20 protein-coding genes are annotated in these 18,390 nt (G+C 30.6%); 18 read left to right on the forward strand and 2 right to left on the reverse strand.

The genetic code is table 11. The features are described 5' to 3' along the window. Positions 1-139 precede the first annotated feature (139 nt). The 16 genes from ABD690_RS13180 to ABD690_RS13255 all read left to right on the forward strand — a co-directional run bounded on the left by ABD690_RS13180 (position 140) and on the right by ABD690_RS13255 (position 14,874). Positions 140-664 carry a hypothetical protein gene (locus ABD690_RS13180; RefSeq protein WP_344731068.1) on the forward strand — a complete coding sequence of 175 codons (525 nt, stop codon included), beginning with the start codon at positions 140-142 and terminating at the stop codon, positions 662-664. 160 nt (positions 665-824) lie between these two features. Beyond that, entirely contained in the window at positions 825-1,847 is a 1,023-nt protein-coding gene (locus tag ABD690_RS13185; RefSeq protein ID WP_344731069.1) for a hypothetical protein, read from the forward strand. Next, positions 1,840-2,745 carry a hypothetical protein gene (locus ABD690_RS13190; protein ID WP_344731070.1) on the forward strand — a complete coding sequence of 302 codons (906 nt, stop codon included), beginning with the start codon at positions 1,840-1,842 and terminating at the stop codon, positions 2,743-2,745. Before ABD690_RS13185 ends, ABD690_RS13190 begins: the two co-directional genes overlap by 8 nt. A gap of 218 nt (positions 2,746-2,963) precedes the next feature. Beyond that, positions 2,964-4,607: a hypothetical protein gene (locus tag ABD690_RS13195; protein WP_344731071.1), complete on the forward strand. Its 1,644-nt coding sequence runs from the start codon at positions 2,964-2,966 to the stop codon at positions 4,605-4,607. Next, a complete protein-coding gene (locus tag ABD690_RS13200; protein ID WP_344731072.1) occupies positions 4,594-5,103 on the forward strand; it encodes a hypothetical protein in 510 nt (169 codons plus the stop codon). The genes ABD690_RS13195 and ABD690_RS13200 overlap by 14 nt, the downstream gene beginning before the upstream one ends. Before the next feature lie 258 nt (positions 5,104-5,361). Continuing rightward, on the forward strand, positions 5,362-5,604 hold the full coding sequence (locus tag ABD690_RS13205; RefSeq protein ID WP_344731073.1) for a type II toxin-antitoxin system ParD family antitoxin: 243 nt from the start codon (positions 5,362-5,364) through the stop codon (positions 5,602-5,604). Continuing rightward, the gene (locus tag ABD690_RS13210; protein ID WP_344731074.1) at positions 5,601-5,903 is read left to right on the forward strand and encodes a type II toxin-antitoxin system RelE/ParE family toxin; all 303 of its coding nucleotides are present in this window, start codon (positions 5,601-5,603) and stop codon (positions 5,901-5,903) included. The genes ABD690_RS13205 and ABD690_RS13210 overlap by 4 nt, the downstream gene beginning before the upstream one ends. Positions 5,904-6,395: 492 nt before the next feature. After that, positions 6,396-7,820 (forward strand): DUF6794 domain-containing protein, encoded by a 1,425-nt coding sequence (locus ABD690_RS13215; protein WP_344731075.1) that lies wholly within the window; start codon positions 6,396-6,398, stop codon positions 7,818-7,820. Between the two features lie 188 nt (positions 7,821-8,008). Then, a complete protein-coding gene (locus ABD690_RS13220; protein WP_344731076.1) occupies positions 8,009-8,686 on the forward strand; it encodes a hypothetical protein in 678 nt (225 codons plus the stop codon). Positions 8,687-8,937: 251 nt separating this feature from the next. Next, positions 8,938-9,366: a hypothetical protein gene (locus ABD690_RS13225; RefSeq protein ID WP_344731077.1), complete on the forward strand. Its 429-nt coding sequence runs from the start codon at positions 8,938-8,940 to the stop codon at positions 9,364-9,366. A gap of 166 nt (positions 9,367-9,532) precedes the next feature. Further along, positions 9,533-10,027, forward strand: a complete 495-nt coding sequence (locus ABD690_RS13230; protein ID WP_344731078.1) for a hypothetical protein — start codon at positions 9,533-9,535, stop codon at positions 10,025-10,027. A 162-nt stretch (positions 10,028-10,189) separates the two neighbouring features. Continuing rightward, positions 10,190-11,245: an ATP-grasp domain-containing protein gene (locus tag ABD690_RS13235; protein WP_344731079.1), complete on the forward strand. Its 1,056-nt coding sequence runs from the start codon at positions 10,190-10,192 to the stop codon at positions 11,243-11,245. A 136-nt stretch (positions 11,246-11,381) separates the two neighbouring features. Next, the gene (locus tag ABD690_RS13240) at positions 11,382-11,792 is read left to right on the forward strand and encodes a hypothetical protein (protein ID WP_344731080.1); all 411 of its coding nucleotides are present in this window, start codon (positions 11,382-11,384) and stop codon (positions 11,790-11,792) included. Between the two features lie 260 nt (positions 11,793-12,052). Beyond that, positions 12,053-12,901: a hypothetical protein gene (locus tag ABD690_RS13245; RefSeq protein ID WP_344731081.1), complete on the forward strand. Its 849-nt coding sequence runs from the start codon at positions 12,053-12,055 to the stop codon at positions 12,899-12,901. A gap of 472 nt (positions 12,902-13,373) precedes the next feature. Beyond that, entirely contained in the window at positions 13,374-14,144 is a 771-nt protein-coding gene (locus ABD690_RS13250; protein ID WP_344731082.1) for a T9SS type A sorting domain-containing protein, read from the forward strand. A 145-nt stretch (positions 14,145-14,289) separates the two neighbouring features. Beyond that, complete coding sequence (locus ABD690_RS13255; protein WP_344731083.1) at positions 14,290-14,874, forward strand: hypothetical protein; 585 nt, start codon at positions 14,290-14,292, stop codon at positions 14,872-14,874. Positions 14,875-15,179: 305 nt separating this feature from the next. Here ABD690_RS13255 and ABD690_RS13260 read toward each other — a convergent pair whose 3' ends face one another. Then, positions 15,180-16,133: a phosphoribosylaminoimidazolesuccinocarboxamide synthase gene (locus tag ABD690_RS13260; RefSeq protein ID WP_344731084.1), complete on the reverse strand. Its 954-nt coding sequence runs from the start codon at positions 16,131-16,133 to the stop codon at positions 15,180-15,182. A 28-nt stretch (positions 16,134-16,161) separates the two neighbouring features. Beyond that, positions 16,162-17,115: a PhoH family protein gene (locus ABD690_RS13265; protein ID WP_344731085.1), complete on the reverse strand. Its 954-nt coding sequence runs from the start codon at positions 17,113-17,115 to the stop codon at positions 16,162-16,164. Between the two features lie 110 nt (positions 17,116-17,225). Here ABD690_RS13265 and ABD690_RS13270 point away from each other — a divergent pair, with 110 nt between their 5' ends. Further along, positions 17,226-18,062: an SAM hydrolase/SAM-dependent halogenase family protein gene (locus tag ABD690_RS13270; RefSeq protein ID WP_344731086.1), complete on the forward strand. Its 837-nt coding sequence runs from the start codon at positions 17,226-17,228 to the stop codon at positions 18,060-18,062. Between the two features lie 3 nt (positions 18,063-18,065). Next, entirely contained in the window at positions 18,066-18,362 is a 297-nt protein-coding gene (locus ABD690_RS13275) for a putative quinol monooxygenase (protein WP_344731087.1), read from the forward strand. Positions 18,363-18,390 lie beyond the last annotated feature (28 nt).

Raw genomic sequence — 18,390 nt, forward strand, 5'->3', positions numbered from 1 at the left:
GTTCAACAAAGCATCGTACAAGAGACAGAGAGGACTAACACGTGTAAGAGGTAATCCCTAGAGACCGTTATAGTTCTCCTCTCTTCTCTTGATAAATTTAATAACATCAAAGTAAAGGAGACCGTTGGCTACAATTTGAATGAAACCCGAATTAATTGACATAAACCAAAAACATTTCAAGGCATCTTTTAGATATAATAAAAGTAACCCAAAGGATTTTGGACTTAAAGAAGTTGACGGAAAAGACCATTATGTTGACAAAAACGGAGACTTATGGAAGAATGAAATATTGTGGGATTCAGGTTGGGGAAATGAATACGGATTTGTACGACTACCTGAACCGAATTTTGAACAATTATGGATATTATTGACTGAATCCAATATTGAGAATAACTTGTTAGGTTCGGCTGAATTGCTCACTCATTATCCGAATGAACTTAAAGAAAAGTTGCAAACTCTATTCAATCGGAATGAAAAACTGAATCGAAAATTGACCAAAAGACTTTCTCATTTGGAATTACTCAATCACGTTACTAATCATTCGGACGTTGGAGGAAAAAGACCTGAACAAGTTGATGCGGAATATAGAGAATGGAAAAAACTGAAAGACGATTTTGACAGATTAAAAACCGAAAGTCTTTGGAAACGAATAAAAAAACTGTAGCCAACAACGGCTATAGTTCATTACGGCTGAAATTCCTAATAGGAATTTCGAGCCTTTTTGCTAAATTTATGGTTACGGCGGAATGATACTCGCGTACCATTCCGCAACGAAATCATAGCCAAAACCGTTGTAAAACATTTGAAAAAAAACAAAATAGGAAATGAATATTTACGAAATTGATTCAGATGAAGTGATTGACGCAGTAGTCGTTAGTGGCTCAATAACATATAAAGAAGCAATTGAAAAATTGGTTCCTTTAATTAACAAAACTGAATTTCAAAGAAAATTGCAGGACAAAAAATTCTATGAAAAACTGGAAAGAGATATTGTGGAAGGATGTATAATGCCATCAATCACAATTGCATTTGTAGACAAAACAATAACTGCTAATTCAAAAAAAGAAGACATCACAAAGTTTTTTGAAAAAAATTACTCGAAATCATTCGTTTTAGATGGAATTCAAAGACTAAATACATTATCCAGAGTAAAGGATTCTAAAGACATTAATTTGGATAAAAAACTATATCTAAATATAGTTTACAGCGATTCTGTTGACAAATTGCTATACAGGATGATAACTCTGAATAACGGACAAAAACCAATGACACCGAGACATCAAGTGGAAGTTATGATGGCTAATGTCTTTGATTTTAATGAACTTGGTATTCAAGTTCAAACAGAGAAAGAAAGAGCTGTAAAAATAAAAATGAACTCTTTCAATAAATCTGATTTAGTCCAAGCTTATTTGGCATATATGGCTAACAGTCCTATGGTTGATAATAAAAAAATCATCCAGGACAAAATGGATGAACTAATAGTTAATAAAATAGTTTCTGCCGAAAAAGTAGAAAAAGATTCTACTTTCGAAAATGTAATTAAATCACTCGCCAAATTCCAAAAAAGTCCTGTTTCATTAAAGTGGTTAAAACAAGCCAATAATTTGGTTGGATTTGCTGTGGGAATGAAAACTTCCTCAAAAGATATCAAAGATTTAAGCGTTGAAGAGTTCGAAAATGCAATAAAAACTTTTGACCAAGCTTTTTCTGATTTTAATCCCTCAAAAATAAAACTCGGTAAATTGAGACGAGAACTTTCGTATGATTATTTCAAGAATTTTGCTAAACTAAAGGATTTAGATAGTTTAGAATTATTAGAATATTTCAGCGAATTGACTAATGATTAGCCGTTATACATACGAAGACCCAATTTTTAAAGCTTCGACTAAAAATCAAAATTTAAGAATTGAGAGTTCAAATAAAATATTGAACATTTTCCGATTGATTTCAGGCACAATCAATTGTACTGATACTTATGATAATAAGACATATAAGTTTAGAGAAAATTATTCAAATTTTCCATTTACAACTAATGAAAAAATAAATCAATCCGTAGTTCTAAATAACTTCCCAGATGAAGTCAAATTAAAAGACTTAAATGAATATTTTAGGCGTTCAAGATTTAATTCAAAGTTTTATGGCTCAATAGAACCAGAGATAATTAAATGTCTTATTGCTGTTAAAAAGAATAATCACCTTGAAGCATTTTTCTATCTGTACAGAATCTTTGAAGGAATTTCCTACTCAATTCCTCTAATTTATGTTTCCAAACATAAGAACTACGATAAAACGTATAAACAATTACAGTCATTTTTTAATAATGAACAAGATGGAGAGTTAGCATTTTTTAAACGCTTTGTATCTGAAACATTTAAAGATGAAGATTTTTTTAAATCAACCATTGATATAGATTTCAATATAATTGACAAAACTGATTTGCGAGAAGCCTATTATAAGATATATTTAGAGAAAATAACTAATAAACCAATGAATAGCAAAGGTTTAAAAGGTCAAACATTGAATCAAGAGATTAAATTATCATTTATAGGATTCTATGATTTTATCATAATAATTAGAAATAGGTTCTTTCATTTGACAAAAGGAACTTGGCAAAATAATTTAAGTTCGACAGAAATACTTTTTCCTGATTATTTTTTCAAACCAATTATCAATCACGGATTGAATTGGGTTGCTTTAATAATTTTCGAGATAATTAAAGTTGATTTTGAAAAAGGAATAAAATAAAAAACGTTTTACAACAATGGCTATAAGTAATTGCTTGTTCTCGCCTACTTCTGACACGAGCGAAGCGAACTGGCGAAGCAAAATCCTCGCGGATTTTCAGTTTTGTATGTACTTGCAAAGTTAATCGCTAACCCACGCAACTACTCATAGCCTAACCGTTGTGGTTAATTTTGACCAAAACCAACAAATCTTTTTTAACTTTAAACGATTTTGTACTTATGAAAAAACTTAAAAATTATCTTAAACTTGGATTTATACTCTATGGTATTTCTCTGCTTATTATTTCTTGTCAAAAAAATGATGACATAATAACTACAGAGCAGCATTTAGAAAAAACCTCTTTGCAAATCAAAATTATTAAGAATAAAGAAATTTTTTCTAATAATAAGCTATTCTCAAAACTCCATGAGTTTTCAACTATTAAAAATACTGAAAACTCACAAAACAAAACTGTTTATAATGCGGTATACGATTTTTATATAGATACAGATATTGCTAATTATATTGAAACTGACGCTAATCATAGCTATACATTTCCTATTTATAGAAATACATCTAGCAATTTAATAGAGAACTTGCTTTTATCACTACAAGAAGATGGTACATATAAAGCTTATTTAATTGCTTATCATTTTTCTGAAGAACAAAAAAATCAAGTAAACAATCTACAAAATATTGTAGGTGATTATGATTTAGATATTATTGAATTAGATGACGATTTTTCTGAAGATATTTTTGGAAAAATGATATATGAAGATGGATATTGCGTCACTAGAACTGTGTATCATACAAATCCAGATGGTACTTGGGTATATACTGGATCATGCCCTTGGGAGGCTATTGGCAATTATGAATATTGTTCAAGCTACACCATTGACAGTTCGTTTCCCTGTCCCAATAGTCCAGGAAGTGGAAATCCTGATAATACTAACTCTACAAATACAAATCCTAACGGAACAGATAATACAACACACGGCAACAACAATACAACGTCTAATAATACCACACCAACAATCAATCCTGAAAAAGAAGATTGCTTATTACCTGTTGTTAAAGATAGTTCATTCAAAAACTCTGATTTAGACTGTATTTACAAAATACTTCGTGGAGATTGTTTGGTTTTAATCGAAAATCAATCTTTTTTTAGAAAAATGCTAAATGGCTTTAATGTTGTTGATGCTCCTTTAAAGTTTTCAGTTGGCAACACAAATGGAGTAGATTACGCAATTACTAGTGGAGAAACTATAGACTTTCAAGGTAACTCTAGCACATTCTATGAAATTAAATCTGATTCCACGTTAATGGCTAACAGTTCTAACTTAACCAAAATGGTTACGTTATCTCACGAGCTTATTCACGCTTATATGTTTCAATCTCTTGAAGAACTTAACATTATTGAGTTTAATGCAATGGGAGAACCTGAAATACCAAATATATCTTCACTTTGTAATAGCTTTAGTATTGTTCCAAATGTAAACCTTAATACATATACAGTAAAACAAAGGTGGGTTTATCTTATCTGCGAGTTTAATCACAATAACCCTGGTAATCAACAATGGACACACAGCTTATTCAATACAGCAAATTTTGATGTAGAAACTTATAGAGAAAAATTGGAACAACTTTTGCTTAATGAACATGATTGGGATGGTGAAACAGATGTTTTTAAAAATGAAGCAATCAGTGCCTTTGGAGCAACAGATTGGAAACAAAAAGTAGCTGAAGCAGCTAGTTGGCAAGGTCTAGAATTAACGGACGGTTATAACGATTATATTAATACTTTTAGTAGTAACATTACACAATTACTATATATCAATGCATTTGACAACAAATTACAAACAGCAAAAAATGAGTGCAATTAAGAATAAATTAATAGTATTATTGTTAATTTCATATTCAACTTTTAGTGTTTCACAAAATAATATAAAAAAAGACACTATTTATATTAGTTATAATCCACTATCGGATAGAATTGATAAAAACTATGTGAAATTATCAAAAAATGAGATATTAGTTTCTATTAATTATAAGATACGAGATTCTATTTATTGGAAAAATTTAAAACTATCTAAAAAAAATAACGCTTTAATAGGAGATAACCATCATGGTCATTTTTCTTTAAATTATATTTTAAAATATGGCAAAAGTACAAGTAATTATAAAGAATTCCCTAATGAATTCACTCTTAAAAAAAGAAAAGAATTTAATAAAATTAAAGTTTTAGACTGGGATAATGCAAATTCAGTTGAGGAGAAAAATCATATTATCAATAATCTAAAAAATGCAAAGACAATATTTTTGATAGAAAATGAAAAATCAAATTTATTATTATTCCGATTAGTGAAATATAAACCTTAAAAAAACTAACCACAACAACGCATATAACTCATAGCTAATGAGTTGCTTAAACGAAGTTAAGGCATATTTGGAAAGTCGCCAAATTTTTAAATTTGAAGACTTTCCAATAAAAAGATAAATAGTAAAATTTAAAAAATTGGCTTGTGCCCAACCGAAAAATAATCGCTAATTTACACGCTACGAGCCATATACAAGACCGTTGTGTGCAATTTGGCTACGTTACCAAAATTTGGTATATTTGAGTAAATTATAGCCAAAATGGGAAAAAACACATCAATATCACTCGGAAATCATTTTGAGGATTTCATAAGAGAAGAAGTAAAATCTGGAAGATATGGTTCTGTAAGTGAAGTCATTCGTTCTGCTTTGCGACTATTAGAAAGTGAAGAAAAAAAAGAACGAGAACTGATTAAAGCTCTTGAAATTGGTGAACAAAGCGGATTTGTTGAAAATTTTGACCCGAAACAACATCTGAAAGAATTACATCGCAAACACTTATGAGTAAAAACAAATATCGCATAAGCCAACAAGCGATTGAGGATTTAGACAAAATTTGGATTTATACGCTTAACAAATGGTCTAAAGAACAAGCTGATAGATATTACGATTTAATAATAGCGGAAATTGAATTTATTGCTGTCAACTTTATGACAGGAAAGTCAGCAGAACAAACTCGTAAAAACTATAGAGTAACGAAAATTAAATCACATCTGATTTTTTATAGAAAAATTGATAATGGAATTGTGGAAATCGTTAGAATTCTACACCAAAGAATGGATATTAAAAAACGACTGAAATAAATAAAAAAAACTGCACACAACAAAGTACTGTGGTAAAAAACAAGTAAAAATCTATTAATTTTTCGCTAAAGTACTTTTATAAGTATCATCATATATCAATCCTGATTTTGCTAGTGAGAGCCTACTTACAAAAATTTACTAACGTACAGTTCGCACTTCGTGTTCGTGTCTTGCATACCATTTCGCAAAGCAAACCACCACAAAGTTCTGATTAACCATTCCAGAGTTTTGATAGCCCACAGCACGCTAAAAAAAAATGCAATTAATCTGTACAACGAAATAAGATTACATGTATCTTTAGACTATAAAACACCTAATATGGTATATAAATTATCAGCGTAAATCAATTTTTAACCTGTAGCCATATTTCAGGACTAGACATTTGAGAGACAAGTTCCCTAATCCAAAATAACGTTTCACTCATTGAAGTTTGTATAGAAAACAGAACCGAATTAAATTGAGTTTTTAATTTAAAAACAATTACACTATAAAATGTTAAAAACTATACCTTATCTGTTTTTATTATTATTTTCTAATTCAATTTTAGGACAAATATCAACTCTTAGAGTTCCAATATCAGAAACTTATTCTTCAAATGGAAAATTTAAACTAAAATCAATTTCTTTCGATGATGAATTTCCAAATTTAAAAGGAGAATCTACAGTTACATTTACTAAACAATATGAAAGCTTTGGAGTTAAGAAAAGTTTTTACAAAATTAATCGCTCTTTCGATTTATACGATGGGTATCCTTTTTTTGCTGCAATCAGTAAAGATGGTAGAAAAATAATTTATATTAAAGACAAAGTCTATTATAATGGAGATGAACATAAAAATGTAACATTCTACATTGATGGCCAACTCAAAAAAACTTATACAACTGAAGAATTTATCAATTGCAATAAAGATACTGAAAAGTGTGATATGTTTTATGATAATAGATATCAAATATTTGAAACAAATAGCTCTACTTTAAAAAAGTATAAAAAAGGCATAACAGAAAAAGATAAATTTCTAAATAAAAATTTCGTGTTCAACAAAAATGACACAATCTATGTCATAGATTCAAGAAAAAAAATCACACTTTTTAACTTAAATAAAGGAGAAATAATTAAATCAAAAATTGACTTTGATTCAATCTATCCAAGTATTAAAAGATACGAAGCAGTTCGTAGTAATATTGACTATTACGATTATCCATACAAATACATAATAAATATTGAGAATTCTAAAACAAACGAAAAATTGTCAGAAAGTATTAGTAAAATCTCAAACTTAAAATTCGTTCCTACAAACGACTCTACTTTTTATAAATACAACCTATTTCGAATTAATTTAACTGGATATCTTGACAGAACAGGGAAATTTGAAATTGAAACATTCGAAGTGGATGAAAAATTTAATAAAAAAGAAATAAAAAACTATCTTTTAAATACAAATTTCAATACTGATTTCATCCCTCGTCAAGTCGACAAAATATATTTAGAAAATTTTTTTGGTGGATATAGAAATCATAATGACTCTATAGCTAAAATTGACACTAAATTAGCTAAAGAGAAACGTAGACAGGAGTTTGAAAACAGAAAAAATCTAGATTCTATAAATGGAATTTATATACCAAGAAACCTAAAAGAAAGTATTATTCATCTAGACACAAAACTGAATTTTGAATCCAGAAAAAAAATAAAAGAAGCAAAAAGCATTTGGGAATTTAATTCGCATATAAGTCCTTTAGGAATGTGGATTCGAAATAATTGGGGAATTAATGGAGGTTCAAGGCTCTTGAAATATTTTAATGAAAGAGGGTTTAAAAACAGAGATGATATTTCAGCAATTATAATTCAACAGTACCAAAAATGGCTAATTGAAGAAAAAGATGTTTGGTCAAAATGGGAAAAACAGAATCCGAAAAAATAAAAACTACAGTCAACAACCACATATAATTCATTGCTTGCTCTCTCCTACTTACTAAAAATCACTAACGTACAGTTTACACTTCGTGTTTGTGTCTATTCGGTTTTTATTTGCTAAATTACGTGCCTAAACGTGCCACTAGTCTTATAGTGACCGTAGGCAAACATCTATTTAATTCATAAAAATATAAAATGAACTTTTTTAAAAACAATCTACCCTTAATTAAACTTAGCTTATTACCCTTTTGCTTAATCATTCACCTGCATTCATATTCACAAGACATAATCACTAAATCTGATGGAGAAAAAATAGAAGCAAAAATTGATTTAATTGGTACAGATGAAGTGAAATACAAAAAGTATAATCATTTAGATGGACCATCATACATGATTAAAAAAAGCAACATTAGTGAAATAAAATTCAATAATGGAATTGTCCAGTTATTCAATAATTCTAAAGAAAAAGATGAAATTTCACTTAAAGAAACTAAAGAGTTCATTATAAAAACAATTAATAAGCACGGCTTTGAAGAAGATACATTCAATAGAAAATATAAAGCCTCTTTTGAAGGAGATTATTTAAGACTAATAGTATTAAGGAGAAATGGTGTAGACCATTCTAATGATGGAATCTTATATGATTTCTCAAATGTTTATAGTTTTCATCGGGTATCTAAAAGATCTGACAAAAAAGCCTTTATTAATATTTGGGTTTCAATTTTAAAAAACAAGAAAAAAAACAAATGGGATAAACATAAATTAATTATGAGAGTAGATGGAATACCTCAAGCTGAATCAATTCTAAATGCCCTAAAACATTACAATAAATTACTACTTGACAAACAAAAAACTTCAGATTTAAAATTTTAAAATAATAATTTTAATATAAACGTTAGCCAGCACCCTATATAACACATTGCTAGTAAAGGCTTGCTTACGAAAATCCTCACGGATTTTCTATTCGGCTTTTATTTACTACCAGCCCAACACACAAATAATCATAAAACCAGATCAGTTTTTAAGAATTTTAACTATTTTTAGAAGTATAAACATAATATAGATAAACACACTAGGGTGTTTATACAATTGTTGTACGCAATTTGAGAAAAACCGAAATCTGAATGAATAACCCGAAAAAATTAATACTTCGGATTTTAATTTCCACCAGTGTAATTCTGATTTTACTCATCGGACTTTTCATCTTTGTGATTAAAAAAAACGGAATTACGGAATTTGACAAAAGAACTGACCGAACCGAAAAAACTCCAGTCGAATTAAAAGGAACTGAAAGAATTCCAAAAACCGCCTTTTGGATTGAAAATAATGGAAACGGAAACTGGTTCAATGTGGATTGGATGCACAATCACAAAAACAATGCGACCATATCGATTTTTGACAGCTTTGGAAACCTAATTACAAAAGGACATTTCTTTATAGTTTGTCCAAGTGATGAATTAGAATTTATGGATGATTTAAAAACGCAAATTGACTTTTATGACGGACAAAATATTCAATTAAAAAGTAATTGCTACCTAATGAATAGAAAATAAAAAACTGCGTACAACACCGGCTATAGTTCATTGCTTCTGACTTTCCTTTCGGAAAGTCCTCGCAAATTTGCTATCTTCGGTTTACGGCGGAAAATCCTCGCGGATTTTCACGCAACGAAACCATAGCCAAAAACGTTGTGGGTAATATCCGAAAACCGAATTTGAATTGAAAAAAATAGATTGGACATTATTATTAGCATACATCGGAATCCACATAATTGTCGGATTGATTTATGTACTGAATCTATATGACCGAGAATGGATTCTGGATTTCTATTTTGTAATTCCATTTATTTATGTGTTTTTGATATTTGACATTTATCATAAACGATTTTGGAATAACAGAATTCTGCTGATTTGGGGAATTATTGGAGTAATTCAATTAGCCATATATTATAACTATCGTGATTTACCTGAAATTCAAGCTGTAAATGGAAATGATTTGATTTGGTTAAAAGCATTGCCTTTGACAATCCTGACCTCTTATATCTTGAATTTGATTAATAAAAAAGTTTATGGAGATAACTTTATAGTAACCGCATTTCGACTCGACCCGAATCGGATTGACCAAAAAGACGGAAGAAAGTTGAGACCAGCTGACTATATTTTCTCTGTAAGCGGATTTATGATTATAATATTTGGAACAGTATTTACAAATTAAAATACTACCCACAACAACGGCTATAATTCATTGCGGTTGAATTCCTAATCGGAATTCAACGCAAGTTTGCTATCTTTCGGCTATGGCGGAAAGAATCCTGCGGATTTTTCCGCAACGTATCATAGCCAAAACCGTTACCTGCAAGCTGAACAACGAAACTAAATGAATAAAATAGCAATATTGTATCAAGCTCAACTTCCACCTGTAAAAGATGGAATTCAAAAACCTATGAAACCAGGAGGTTATTCAGACAGTGGAGCAGACATTGCATTTGAACTTTTAAAAAACAATATTGATGTAGTTACACCTGTTGAAAATCCAAATCAAAACAATGATACAGATTGGGTTTTTCCTGATACTAGAAAGGGTATTGAGATGGCGTTACACAAAGGCGCAAAAATCTTTTGGTTGAATACAGTCCTATATCAAAATCATAACATAGAAAGTTATCTTGACAAAGAATTGGAAATAATTGGACAAACACCTGAAATGGTTGATGTTTATGATGACAAAATGTTTACCAATAGCTTATTGAAATCTAATAATATTCCCATTCCTAAAAACGAGCTTATCGCTATTGAGAATTACAATGATTTATCATTAGAATTAGAGTTTCCATTAGTTCTTAAACCCATTAGAGGAAGAGGAAGCCAAGGCGTTACTAAAATTGACAGTCGTAATGAACTCATAAAAAACTTGAACAAGATTTTTTTAGAAAACAGTTACGGAAACGCTGCCTATGTTGAGCAATATTTAAACGGACAAGAAATCACAATTACTGTAATGCCAAAGGGAAATTACGTGATTGATAATAATGAGGAATGTTTTAGTAGACCTTGGTGTTTACCAGCAGTTAAGAGATTTAATCATAATAACGGAATAGCACCATATAATGGAACAGTAGCTGTGATGGAAAACAGTGAGGTTTTGAGCGATAATGAGTTACAAACAACTGAAATTCAAGAAGTGTATGAACACTGCGTTAAAGCAGCAGAGTTAATTGGAATAAAAGCACCAATTAGAATAGATTGCAGGGCAAACGAACAAGGAAAATATTTCTTATTTGATTTAAATATGAAACCGAATATGACTGGACCATCAAGACCTCATAGAAATAATCAAGATAGTCTGACTTTACTTTCAGCCAGAAAAATCGGATGGAATTACTTTGATTTGTTGAATAATATGTTAAATCAAAAATGGAAAGCCAGCAGGTAACAAGGTATATAAAAAATAGCGGTTTAATCGCTTAATCGAAATAAAATCAATAAATTAAAGGTCAGTTATAATCCGAAAAGTTAGTGCGATTTAGTCCGCTACTATTCTTATACTCACCGCTACCTTCAATTTGAAAATGAAAACTCTTAAGCCAACTTGGAAAATATCAACAAGAATGATTTTAGAAAATTTTGCTTTTCTACAATCAGAATTTGACTTCCATAGTTTTAAGAAAAAGTGGATTAAGGATGAATACTATATAACAACTCAAAAAAACGGAATTGAATTTTGTGCGCTGATATTTCAATTATCGTATAACTCACCAGAAATTGGAATCATAAATCACAATGAACTGACTGAATTTAAAAAGGAATTAACACCTACAAATTACTATCCAATTGATAAACTTGACCAATCTGGTGAATTAAAAAACATAGCGCAGAATGAAATTAAATATGTTGAGAGTTATATCAAAAAATGTGCTGATTTATTAAAAAATAATCCGAAAATATTGAGCGTAATAACATCTGATTTTAAAGATAAATAAAAACTACAGCCAACAATGCCTATAAGTAATGGCGCTGTCCTCACCTACGCCCATTCAGCCATTCCAGAGTTCTGATTAGGTGGTACAAAGTTTTGATAGCCCATAACACGCTAAAAAAAAATGCAATTAATCTGTACAACGAAATAAGATTACATGTATCTTTAGACTATAAAACACCTAATATGGTATACAAATTATCAGCGTAAATCAATTTTTAACCTGTAGCCATATTTCAGGACTAGACATTTGAAACAAAATTTATGAAAAAAACAAAATTAATTCTAACCCTAATTTTACTGAATGCAATACTATTGTCTTGTTCATCTGACGATAGTTCTAACAATCCAGAACCCGAACCAACGACAAGCAAACTGGTTAAAACTGAAAAAATCTCTGAAACCAGAAAAATAGATTACACATATAACAATAACGACTTGATTTCGAGCTCAAATGGAACCTACAATAGTTTTGGACATGTCTCTGATTTCACTTACGATTCGGAAAATAGATTAACTGAATGGGGTTATCAAGAAACAGGTTCGTCATCATATAGTGACACCTATACTTATACATATAATTCAAATGGACTTCTATCAAGTTACTCTGCAAATAGTGAAAATGTAACTATAACATACAATGGTAATATAATTACATTAACTGGACAAATTGAGGGAAATGCAAATTCCCAAGCAGAAATAGAACTCGACAATAATGGATTGATAATAAAATTTACTGAAAGTAACCAATACACAAACTTTGGTTATGATTCTAATGGTAATTTAGTTTCTGCTCAATCATATGATAACACAGACAATCTGTTGTCAGAATTCACATTACAATACGATGACAAAATAAATCCGTTTTATGGGCAAATGGAGTCTATTTATATTGAGCGGTTTATTGAGTTCTTTTGGGAATTTGATGGAATTTACATAGGCGGATTTGAAGGTTATAGTTTTCCTTTTCTAAAAAACAATATTACATCAATAAACGAAGTAAGTGGTGGAACAATCATATTCACTTACACATATAACAGCGAAGATTATCCGACAAATGTTAGTGCAAATTTTTCAGGAGATACTGTAATTTATGATATTGAATACTATTAAAAAATACGTTTACCAACAAAGTACTGTGGTAAAAAACAAGTAAAAACTAACTAATTTTTCGCTAAAGTACTTTTAAGTATCATCATATATCAATCCTGATTTTGCTAATGAGAGCCTACTTACAAAAATTTACTAACGTACAGTTCGCACTTCCTACTCGTGTCTCGCTAGCCATTCCGCAACAACACAAACGAAGCAAACCACCACAAAGTTTTGATTAGCCATTCCAGAGTTTTGATAGCCCACAACACGCTAAAAAAAAATGCAATTAATCTGTACAACGAAATAAGATTACATGTATCTTTAGACTATAAAACACCTAATATGGTATATAAATTATCAGCGTAAATCAATTTTTAACCTGTAGCCATATTTCAGGACTAGACATTTGACAAAGATAAGGTCTATTTAATAACTTTATTTATTTATTTTACATTTGATTTATTTTTTAATTAAAAAAACCTATTCTACCATGAAAAAAACTACTTACTTATTATCTTTTCTTTTACTAACTATTTTTTCTATTTCTAATTCTTATTCTCAGTGCTCTTTTGATTCAAATGATGGAGGCACGGTTACTGATGCTAATTTTACTAGCCTTAGTTCTGCTTTCTCTCCTACTACTGGTATAGGAAATAGCTGGACTGCTTGTGGAAATGGTACATTAGATAAAATATCTGTTTTAGCAATTACAGAGGGGCAAACTGCAACTATAGGAGTCTATTCTGGGGCAGGAAACGGAGGAGCTCTATTAGGCTCTGCTACCGCTACGACAACTGCAGCAACTTCAACCACTGAACGTAATTTAGTTTTTGATTTTTCTGCTTCAAATATTTCGCTTACTAATAATTCAACATATACTTGGGCAATAATTAGTGGTACCTTTGCTACAAGGGTAACAAACTCAAGTATATATCCAGCAGGAAGCGCATACAGTAATACAACAGAGTTTACGACGAATGATTTTATGTTTAAAGTTGATATTACCAGTAGTACTTTAGGTGTTGATAATTTTACTTTAACTGAACCAACAGTAAAACTATTCCCGAATCCTTGTATTGACTATATTCAAATTTCTGGATTAATTAAATCAGAAGTTTATACCATTTATAATAATTTGGGTGCCGAAGTTTATAACGGAAATGCGACTGATAATGAGAAAATTAACATAAAGAGTTTAACAAGTGGATTATACTTCTTGAAATTGAAAAATGGAAAATCAATTAAATTCATTAAGGAATAAAAACGTTTGCTAACAAAGTATAAAATTAATGGCTTGGTTCTTGCTTACTTGGAAATTCCGAAGGAATTTCCAATGGTTCGTTTTCTTTTACTAAATTAGTTGCTTAACCACGCAACTAATCTTATACATAAACGTTACCCAACATTTGAAAAAACATCAAATACATATAGAAGAAAAAAGACTCAAGGTTCTTAATGAGCTTATAGGAAAGGACGTTTATATTATTTCTGCACCAAGTCTTTATTTTTCAACTTCTGAAAATGTTATGACGTCAAGTTACTTTTTAATGAATTTCTTTTCAAAAAATAAATTAGGAGTCAGACAAAGAAAAACATTCAAATTTAGAAGCAGACTTTTTGAAGAAAATGATGTTGACTATTATAGAATTGATTTCGCAATTAAAAAGCTAGAAAAAAGATTAAAGGATTTACACGACCAATATGTGTTTCAGAATTTAAGTGCAACAATATCATTTGCACCATCGTCGAGAATAGAAAAGATTCAGGTTTTGAATTATAAACACGTATTTGAATCTGATAATCCTGACATTGAAAATGTGGAAGTTGACTATGACGATGGACTTCTGTTCTTTCAGGAAAATGGAAAAAGGTTCTTGTTTTCTTGCCTACATTCAATTTCAGAGGAATCGCAGTTTATTCGAGAAGACAAGGCTATTGAAAAGCGGATAAAAGGATTAAATATAAGAACGGAAATAAAAAACGTTGGGTAACAAAGTACTGTGATAAAAAACAAGTAAAATCTATTAATTTTTCGCTAAAGTACTTTTAAGTATCATCATATATCAATCCTGATTTAGCTAGTGAGAGCCTACTTACAAAAATTTACTAACGTATAGTTCGCACTTCCTACTCGTGTCTCGCATACCATTTCGCAAAGCAAACCACCACAAAGTTCTGATTAACCATTCCGAATATTTTTTATCAGTAAAAATGGTAAAAACATCAATAACAAGAACTCATAAAAAAAGCCTTACTTCACTGTAAGGCTTTTTTAATTTATATGGTATGCGCAATGTTAGCCTAAATGTGCTAACACGTTTTTCTCAATACGTGATTGTATATCAGACACATCGGCTTTTACAAAGGTTTCTCCTGTAATGTTTTCATAAAGTTCTATATAGCGTTCGCTAACAGAAGTGATGTAATCGTCACTCATTTCTGGCACTGTTTGTCCTTCTAACCCTTGAAAATTATTAGCTATTAACCACTGACGTACAAACTCTTTAGATAATTGCTTTTGAGCTTCACCTCTATCTTGACGTTCTTGATAACCATCGGCATAAAAATAACGTGATGAATCTGGTGTATGTATCTCGTCTATCAATACAATTTTACCTTCTTTTGTTTTACCAAATTCGTATTTAGTATCTACTAATATTAAGCCGCGTGATGCTGCTATTTCAGTACCTCTTTTAAAAAGTTTTTTAGTATAATCTTCTAGTACAGCATAATCTGCTTCTGATACTATACCGCGTTTTAAAATGTCTTCGCGAGAGATGTCTTCATCATGATCGCCCATTTCAGCTTTTGTTGCTGGTGTAATAATAGGTTCAGGAAAGGCATCATTCTCTTTCATGCCTTCTGGCATTGGCACACCACAAAGCATGCGTTTTCCAGCTTTATACTCTCTGGCAGCATGACCAGACATATAACCACGAATTACCATTTCTACCTTAAAAGGTTCGCATAAATGCCCAACAGCTACATTGGGATCTGGTGTTGCTGATAACCAATTAGGCACCAAGTCTTCAGTAGCCTTCATCATTTTTGTTGCTATTTGATTAAGTATTTGCCCTTTGTAAGGGATACCTTTTGGCATAACTACATCAAAGGCACTTAATCTATCTGTTGCAATCATCACTAATTGCTCATTGTTTATGTTATAAACTTCTCTTACTTTTCCTTTGTAAACATTTTTTTGATTAGGAAAATTAAAGTTAGTATCTGTTATGGTATTAGTTTGTGACACGAATTATGGGCTTATTTATTTAAATTTTTTATTCTCTATTTTCTATGCTTTTATAAGCTTCTATTACTTTTTTAACGAGTCTGTGACGAATTACATCTTTATCATCAAGGAAAATGATACCAACACCTTCAACATTTTTTAAAATAAGTAATGCTTCTTTTAATCCTGAAATGGTACGTCGTGGTAAATCAATTTGCCCTGGATCTCCTGTTAAAAGAAACTTGGCGTTTTTACCCATTCTGGTTAAGAACATTTTCATTTGTGCGTGTGTGGTGTTTTGACCTTCGTCTAGTATTACAAACGCGTTGTCTAATGTACGACCTCTCATAAAAGCTAAAGGCGCTATTTGAATGGTTCCGTTTTCTATGTAATGAGCAAGTTTTTCAGGAGCAATCATATCACGTAATGCATCATAAAGCGGCTGCATGTACGGATCTAATTTTTCTTTTAAGTCTCCTGGAAGAAACCCTAAATTCTCGCCAGCTTCAACGGCAGGACGTGTTAAAATAATACGCTTAACTTCTTTATTTTTTAATGCCTGAACAGCTAGTGCAACACCTGTATAGGTTTTTCCAGTACCAGCAGGACCTATAGCAAATACCATATCATTTTTTCGCATACTTTCTACCAGTTTTCTCTGGTTTGCCGTTTGTGCTTTTATAAGCCTACCACTTACACCATGTACAATAACTTCGCCGCTAGCATCACTAGTAGTATAGTCTGCCTTACTTTGACTGGTTAAAACACGCTCTATAACATTCTCGTCTAGCTTATTGTACTTTGCAAAATGCTCCATAAGCATATTAAAGCGCCTATCAAACTCTTCTAGTAAGTCTTCATCTCCGTAGGCTTTTATTTTATTACCTCTGGCAACGATTTTAAGTTTAGGAAAGTATTTTTTAAGAAGTTCAATATTTGCGTTTTGTGCTCCAAAAAACTCCTTTGGAGAGATCTCTTCAAGTTCAATAATGATTTCGTTCAAAAGCTATGCGATTTAATTAAATTTATCAGTTAAGTTTATTAGATTTGTCCTTAAACAAAGCTACACAATTTTAATGTGTATCAGGTTAAAAAAATATCAACAATTTATTTATGGCAATCATCACATTAACAACTGATTTTGGAGAGAAAGATCACTTTGCTGGTGCGATAAAGGGTGCTATTTACAGCGAATTACCGGATGTGAAAATTGTTGATATCTCACATTCTGTATCACCTTTTAATATTTCTGAAGCTGCTTATATTATTCTGAATGCTTACAGTAGCTTTCCTAAAGGTACCATACACTTAATAGGTATAGACTCTGAATTAAACCAAGAGAATAAGCATATTGCAATTTTGCTAGATGATCATTATTTTATTTGTGCCAATAATGGCATAATGAGTATGATTACAAATGACATAGTTCCTGAAAAAATTGTTGAAATAAATATCCATGATAAAATTCAGACAAGCTTTCCGGTACTTGATGTTTTTGTAAAAGTTGCTTGCCATATTGCACGTGGTGGTACGCTAGAGGTTGTAGGGAAATCTATAAGTAATATAAAACCTATAACAAATTTGGTTCCTTATATAAATGATGAGCAAACTCAAATAATAGGTTGCGTAATTTATATAGATAACTATGGCAATGTTATTACTAATATAAAGAAATCCTTTTTTGAGTCGATTGGAAAAGGACGAGACTTTGAGATCTCTGCTAGAAGTCATAAGTTTAAACAAATCTATTCAAAATATAGTGATGTTGTAAATTTTGAAATACCTAAAGAGAAACGCAATGACGAAGGCAAAGGACTGGTTGTATTTAATGCATCGGGCTATTTAGAAATTGCGGTATATAAAAGTAATAGTGCTACCGTAGGAAGTGCTTCAACCCTTATGGGGCTAAATTTAATGGATACTGTAACAATTAATTTTATAAAACAATAAAACATGTTTGTACGTATTGTAAAAATGAGTTTTGAACCATCAAACATTGATACGTTTTTAAAAAATTTTGAAATAAAGAAAAATGACATACGAAATTTTGAAGGTTGTCGTTTTTTAGAGTTATACAGAGACAAGAACACAACTAATATATTTTTTACTTACAGCTATTGGGATACTGAAGAAGCGCTAGATGCTTACAGGCACTCTGATCTTTTTAAAGGCATTTGGGCACAAACCAAACCTCTTTTTAATGATAAACCACAAGCTTGGAGTGTAGATAAATTAGAATCATTGACATAAAAGCCAATAATAAAACTTAAACAACATA

Origin of the sequence: Corallibacter vietnamensis (assembly GCF_039537875.1) — a bacterium.
Classification (GTDB): domain Bacteria; phylum Bacteroidota; class Bacteroidia; order Flavobacteriales; family Flavobacteriaceae; genus Corallibacter; species Corallibacter vietnamensis.

Bases quoted from the DNA above. Each gene is read 5' to 3' on its own strand.
- ABD690_RS13225 (WP_344731077.1), top strand. From the start codon at position 8,938: ATGAATAACCCGAAAAAATTAATACTTCGGATTTTAATTTCCACCAGT.
- ABD690_RS13245 (WP_344731081.1), top strand. From the start codon at position 12,053: ATGAAAAAAACAAAATTAATTCTAACCCTAATTTTACTGAATGCAATA.
- ABD690_RS13250 (WP_344731082.1), top strand. From the start codon at position 13,374: ATGAAAAAAACTACTTACTTATTATCTTTTCTTTTACTAACTATTTTT.
- ABD690_RS13220 (WP_344731076.1), top strand. From the start codon at position 8,009: ATGAACTTTTTTAAAAACAATCTACCCTTAATTAAACTTAGCTTATTA.
- ABD690_RS13215 (WP_344731075.1), top strand. From the start codon at position 6,396: ATGTTAAAAACTATACCTTATCTGTTTTTATTATTATTTTCTAATTCA.
- ABD690_RS13185 (WP_344731069.1), top strand. From the start codon at position 825: ATGAATATTTACGAAATTGATTCAGATGAAGTGATTGACGCAGTAGTC.
- ABD690_RS13195 (WP_344731071.1), top strand. From the start codon at position 2,964: ATGAAAAAACTTAAAAATTATCTTAAACTTGGATTTATACTCTATGGT.
- ABD690_RS13270 (WP_344731086.1), top strand. From the start codon at position 17,226: ATGGCAATCATCACATTAACAACTGATTTTGGAGAGAAAGATCACTTT.
- ABD690_RS13180 (WP_344731068.1), top strand. From the start codon at position 140: ATGAAACCCGAATTAATTGACATAAACCAAAAACATTTCAAGGCATCT.
- ABD690_RS13205 (WP_344731073.1), top strand. From the start codon at position 5,362: ATGGGAAAAAACACATCAATATCACTCGGAAATCATTTTGAGGATTTC.
- ABD690_RS13190 (WP_344731070.1), top strand. From the start codon at position 1,840: ATGATTAGCCGTTATACATACGAAGACCCAATTTTTAAAGCTTCGACT.
- ABD690_RS13235 (WP_344731079.1), top strand. From the start codon at position 10,190: ATGAATAAAATAGCAATATTGTATCAAGCTCAACTTCCACCTGTAAAA.
- ABD690_RS13275 (WP_344731087.1), top strand. From the start codon at position 18,066: ATGTTTGTACGTATTGTAAAAATGAGTTTTGAACCATCAAACATTGAT.
- ABD690_RS13200 (WP_344731072.1), top strand. From the start codon at position 4,594: ATGAGTGCAATTAAGAATAAATTAATAGTATTATTGTTAATTTCATAT.
- ABD690_RS13240 (WP_344731080.1), top strand. From the start codon at position 11,382: ATGAAAACTCTTAAGCCAACTTGGAAAATATCAACAAGAATGATTTTA.
- ABD690_RS13210 (WP_344731074.1), top strand. From the start codon at position 5,601: ATGAGTAAAAACAAATATCGCATAAGCCAACAAGCGATTGAGGATTTA.